Source organism: Bacillus sp. HNG (assembly GCF_003400205.1).
Classification (GTDB): domain Bacteria; phylum Bacillota; class Bacilli; order Bacillales; family Bacillaceae_L; genus Ferdinandcohnia.
Window position 1 is genome coordinate 1 of sequence record NZ_QUQV01000037.1, and the last position, 4,794, is coordinate 4,794.

At 33.4% G+C, this 4,794-nt stretch carries 5 protein-coding genes; 4 read left to right on the forward strand and 1 reads right to left on the reverse strand.

Features of this window, described 5'->3' with window-relative positions:
• The first annotated feature begins 169 nt into the window (after positions 1-169).
• The 4 genes from DZB84_RS24430 to DZB84_RS25135 all read left to right on the forward strand — a co-directional run bounded on the left by DZB84_RS24430 (position 170) and on the right by DZB84_RS25135 (position 3,030).
• Positions 170-985, forward strand: a complete 816-nt coding sequence (locus DZB84_RS24430) for a ParA family protein (RefSeq protein ID WP_116354891.1) — start codon at positions 170-172, stop codon at positions 983-985.
• Positions 978-1,373, forward strand: a complete 396-nt coding sequence (locus DZB84_RS24435) for a hypothetical protein (protein WP_116354892.1) — start codon at positions 978-980, stop codon at positions 1,371-1,373. The genes DZB84_RS24430 and DZB84_RS24435 overlap by 8 nt, the downstream gene beginning before the upstream one ends.
• Positions 1,374-2,104: 731 nt before the next feature.
• On the forward strand, positions 2,105-2,374 hold the full coding sequence (locus DZB84_RS24440; RefSeq protein ID WP_116354893.1) for a hypothetical protein: 270 nt from the start codon (positions 2,105-2,107) through the stop codon (positions 2,372-2,374).
• A gap of 473 nt (positions 2,375-2,847) precedes the next feature.
• Positions 2,848-3,030 (forward strand): hypothetical protein, encoded by a 183-nt coding sequence (locus DZB84_RS25135; RefSeq protein WP_116354894.1) that lies wholly within the window; start codon positions 2,848-2,850, stop codon positions 3,028-3,030.
• A gap of 150 nt (positions 3,031-3,180) precedes the next feature.
• On the opposite strand, the gene DZB84_RS24450 is transcribed toward DZB84_RS25135, so the two are convergent.
• Positions 3,181-4,419, reverse strand: a complete 1,239-nt coding sequence (locus tag DZB84_RS24450) for an IS110 family RNA-guided transposase (RefSeq protein WP_063441232.1) — start codon at positions 4,417-4,419, stop codon at positions 3,181-3,183.
• Positions 4,420-4,794: the final 375 nt, after the last annotated feature.

Here is a 4,794-nt window from a genome sequence, read left to right on the forward strand (position 1 = left end):
TTAATGTTAGTACGACTGATCTATTAATGTTAATGATACTGTTAATGCTAACGTTAATGTTAATGTTAGTACGACTGATCTATTAATGTTAATGATACTGTTAATGCTAACGTTAATGTTAATGTTATGGTAATATATATATATATATTTTTTTAGGGGAGGTTTTTGTATGGGCCATGTTTGGGCTGTTAGTACAAATAAAGGCGGGGTTTTGAAAACGTCTATTACTACAAACCTTGGTGGAATTTTAGCCGAAAAGGGTTATAAAGTGTTAATTATAGATACAGATAACCAAGGAAATGTTGCACTTACTTTTGGTAAAAATCCAGACCTATTTGAAAATACAGTTTATGATGTATTGATGGGTTTAGCTGCTGAAGCAGCTATTATTAATGTTTATTCTGATTCAAAAAGTAAAGGTCTGATTGACTTATTACCTTCTAATGATGATATGGCATTTTTAGAATTTGATGTTTTAACTCAACAGGAAATGTATAAAGATCCATTTCATTTATTGGGACAAGCAGTTAGTCATTTAAAAAACAAATATGATTACATACTTATTGATTCTCCACCTAACCTTGGTTTAACAGCTGGAAATGTTCTTTCGTTTGCGGATAATGTGTTAATACCATTTCAACCAGAAAATTATAGTATGAGATCGTTAGTTAAAATTTTACAAGCTATTAGCAATTTCAAAAATGAACATAATAGTAATTTAAACGTTTTGGGGGTTGTTGCAACTCTAGTAGATACAAGGACTACATTGCATGCTCAAGTTTTACAAGAGTGTCGAAAATATTGTTTAGAAAATAATATTTCTATGTTTGAAACTGTAATTCCGCGATCTGTTAGGTTTGCAAGTTCAGTTGCATATGAAAGTTTACCAGCTACACTTTCAAGTGATAAAAATAATAAAGTTGTATTAAGTTATCACGAGTTATTAGATGAGATTTCAGAGAAGGGTAGTGAATTGATTGGCTAGGAAGAATCGAAATTTAGCTTCTTTTGCTGATGTTGCTAATACTAGTAATGAACAAGAGAATAATAACCAGATTACTAAAGAAAATGTAAATATAAATTTAGAAAGTGAAATTAAACCAGATGATGCTTCTGTGAATAATGTTAATAATCAACTTAACGAGAATAATGATATAAAGAAAGATGAAAAAGATATTAGTAATTCGGATATAATAAGCGACCTTATGAAGAATCAGAAATATGAAGATAAGTATGTTATGAAAGGTATTTATGTAGAAAAGGATTTAGCTGCGATTTTAGATAAACTTGGTAAAAAAGGTGGCAGGGGTGCAAAAAGTAAAATAGTAAATGAAGCGTTAAGAAAGGTATTTAAAGAATCTAATTTGATTTAGTATAAAAAATATTATTTAAAATATAAAAGGAAAGATCATTCTGTAGGAATTTTAAAAGCTTCATTCAATTTGATTAGAAGAGTTGGTTATCCTAGTTTATTAAGGTGCAGTTCAGTCTAATAAAGCTGGTTTTATAGTAATGGAATAAATGTAGTAACTCATTAAAGTAGCGTTTACACTATAATGGTAGGTTGTTGCAACCAAAAAGAAGTAACCGCCCCGCCTCGACCAAGGTTTTGAGGGTGATTACTTCCATTTTGTAACCCTTTAAAGATTGGTTAGCCGCTCACTTTGCGGCATGTAATTGTGTTGATCAGGTGTTGGCGCACCTGATTTTTTTATTATATCTCTATTATAAGCATTGAAAACGCTTATTTCAACTTCAGAGGGAGTCAATTTTGATAAAAAATTGTTATTTTTAAATGTTTTTTTAGCAAGCAAAAAGATGTAACGGCCTGCCTCGACCAAGGTAGTGTTTTTGTCATTAATCCTTAACCTATTTGCTTAAAAGTCATGCGAAAAAGCTAACTGAGGTAATGAGCTGAATAAGATATAATCTAAACCACTTTTTACTTGGTGTAATTAAGAGTTTAATCCTTTGTTAAATTAAATTTGATTTGTCTGTAGATCGTTTAAAAAGTCAGGTAAATGTGATTTTTTATACAGATTTACTTTTATAACTTTCAGTATATTGGGAATGTGGAGAAATCAGATATAGGAGAGTGGTTTTAATGTTCCGGTTAGAGTTTGTTAATAGTTTTACTCAAGAGGTAATACGACAAGTTGAGTACCAAGACAAAGACAAGGGGTATATTGATAGTTTATTAAGTACTCTTAGAAGTGCCAAGGAGGATATCATCTTATTTGATAATATTTTAAATCCTTATACTGTACGTTATTTAACACATGTAGTAGTTCGTGAAAATGATGTAAAGACATTTAGAGTGTTATTCAAGGTTAAGCCGTCTAATAAAGAAGTAAAGATTAAATCGAGGTTTTGAAAACAGTAGTGTATAGAGTCTAAAGGTAAGTCCGTGGTCTCCCTCATATGCCGTCTCCAAGGGTAGGCCTTCCACCACCAGAAAAACAATCCTAATTTCATTGCTATAGTGTAAGTGTATCCTATTATCCTTTATTGTTATCGTTTGCCGTTCTATCGATCATGTTTCAGGTGGCCGTTGTAGGTTATTGCCCGTTCTCCACTGTGTGGTAATTCCTCGTTGGACGATTTATAAAAATTTGTGAATGAGTGTTCTGTACAGGAACAACTGAAGTTAATGTTCATATCAACTAAATTTATGGTGAGAATAAATTATTTCTCATTAACGGGTGCTTTGATCCAAGAAGGATTAAGGCACCTTTTTGTTGAAAGTATTTAATTTACGGTGCAGTTTTCTTGAATAAGAGAAGGCATCATAATAAGCAAGATTGTTTAAAAGCGATAGTTAGTATAGTGTCATTGGAGGTGTTTTAGTTGAGTGCAATCATAAGTGTTTTTCTTTATTTAATTATTCTTTTTGGTGTATCTACGTTATTATTTTTCTCTTTAGTTTCAATATGGAGTACAACTGAACCTGTTATTGCTTACTTATTATCGTTAATTATTATTCACTTGATATTAAATACATTTGGGCAAATTGGTAAAAAAGATAAGTAATTTGTTATTTTACTAAACCAGCTAATAGTTTGTCAATATTTTTCAATAAAAAATTTAAATTTGTCATGATATACTAAAAATGTGCATGCCAAATAACCTTCCACTTTTCTCTTTTTGGAAGGTTTTGCTTTATTTAGTTAGATATAGTTTCTAACCTATATCTTGGAAAGGGGTTCTACTTTTTAGTAGTGCGTAAATCCAGTGTAAGAGCTTATTAACACATGCGATAACTGCTACTCTAAAGGGTTTGCCTTCTTCACGTTTTTTATCATAAAATTCTCGTAATCTCTTATTGCGTGCGATTATCTCATCAGTCGTTTTCTTCTTACGAGAATCACGAATACCACTTTGAACAGCCATATACAGTGCGTGGCGGAGTCTACAAGAACCTCGTTTTGTAATTCGATTAACTGATGCGGTAAACTTTCCTGAAGAGTAAACGCTAGGATCGACTCCAGCGAATGCAACTAGTTTCTTGGCATCATTAAACCGATCTATTTCTCCAATTTCAGAGATAATTGTTGCCGCGATTTTCTCACCGATACCAGGAATAGATTGGAGAATATGATATTCTTCAATTTCTTTAGCGAGGGCATCTATTTCAGTCGCAATCTTAGATAGATGCTCTTGGTATTGAAGAACAAGATTAACTAACATTTCAAGATTAAAAATATTACTCTGATACAGGTTGTTCTGGAACGGATTACGAAGGGCTGCTTCTTTTAACTTTTTTGCCCTTTCTTGAGCCCAAAGATCGGAACGACTTTTACATAATGAACGTATCCTTTCTGATAAATCTCTCTCACTCGCACTTAATACTGCCTCAGATGTTGGGAATGCTAGTAAAGTGAGTAAAGATACCTTTGAATATAAATCCCCAAACACACCTCTATATTCAGGGAATACCTGGTCTAACAAGGAGTGCAACTGTATCTTAGTTTTGGCTGATATTTCTGCAATACTTTCTTGCTGTCTAGTAAGGTTACGAAGGTTTAAAAGTTGAACACCTCGCTTTTTATAGGGTTCTAAATCTTCTTTATAAAACAGCTCACAAAGGTGATAGGCATCTACTGCATCTGTTTTAACTTTACGCAGACTTGAACTTTTTGCACGGTGTGAGATTAGAGGATTAACAATAATATAAACGTACTTTTGTTCCTCCAAAAATTGAATAACTGGATAATGATAGTGACCAGTTGATTCCAATACGACCGTAGGTCGGTTGCCATTAGCCGCTTGTTCAACTTCATGAAGGAATTCTAGAAAATTCCCCAACCCTTTAAGATCATGCTTAATGCTAAAGCTCATTCGATAAGGTTTACCTTTATCTAAAAAGGCTTGAATCTGACTTTCCCCTTTTGAAACATCCAGACCAATGACTGGATTCATACACTATCTCCTCCTAGAATATTGAATTAGTCGGTAACCCCTAAGGCTTCTTGTAATGTCATAGGTTCGCTTGTTAAACGGGATCTCATTGTCCCAACCAGCCTGAAACATGTTTATACAAGTAGGGGGTGAACAGTTTAGCTGACGGGATCTAGTCCCACGGGTGCGACGTTCTACCCCGACTACCGTTATCATAAGACCATATAAAAATAGGTCAACCAGAAAAATCTGGCTAACCTTATATTACGAACGGGTGCTTTCGTATTATAAGGTTAACCAGTTTTTACTGGTTGACCTTTTTTTAATAGATTCTATTATAGCAGTAGCCAGGGTAGGACGTACGGGTGCGTGGGGCATTGATCCCGTCAACTAAAC

What these genes read in the sequence shown, in the direction of transcription:
- DZB84_RS24430 (WP_116354891.1), top strand. Translation starts at nt 170, where the DNA reads ATGGGCCATGTTTGGGCTGTTAGTACAAATAAAGGCGGGGTTTTGAAA.
- DZB84_RS24440 (WP_116354893.1), top strand. Translation starts at nt 2,105, where the DNA reads ATGTTCCGGTTAGAGTTTGTTAATAGTTTTACTCAAGAGGTAATACGA.
- DZB84_RS24450 (WP_063441232.1), bottom strand. Translation starts at nt 4,419, where the DNA reads ATGAATCCAGTCATTGGTCTGGATGTTTCAAAAGGGGAAAGTCAGATT.